Genomic DNA, 235 nt, shown 5'->3' with positions numbered 1-235 from the left:
CAGTTGTATGCCAATAAAATGGACAACGTGGAAGAAATGGACAAATTCTTAGAAAAGTACAATTTTCCAAAACTGAACCAGGAAGAAACAGAAAATCTTAACAGACACATCACAAGCACAGAAATTAAAACTGTAATCAGAAATCTTCCAGCAAACAAAAGCCCAGGTCCAGACCTCTTCACAGCTGAATTCTACCAAAATTATAGAGAAGAGCTAAAACCTATCTACTCAAATT

At 35.3% G+C, this 235-nt stretch carries 1 protein-coding gene; it reads left to right on the top strand.

What is annotated here, in order from left to right; genetic code table 11:
- Positions 1-27: 27 nt before the first annotated feature.
- Positions 28-235, top strand: a 208-nt coding sequence (locus tag QP752_RS11345; RefSeq protein WP_284805556.1) for a hypothetical protein, incomplete at its 3' end; no start/stop codon positions are given.

The sequence above is a fragment of the Corynebacterium sp. UMB10321 genome (assembly GCF_030228725.1).
GTDB classification, from domain to species: domain Bacteria; phylum Actinomycetota; class Actinomycetes; order Mycobacteriales; family Mycobacteriaceae; genus Corynebacterium; species Corynebacterium pseudogenitalium.
The sequence above is the reverse complement of the archived record's forward strand: the minus strand, read 5'-3'. Positions and strand labels throughout refer to the sequence as shown.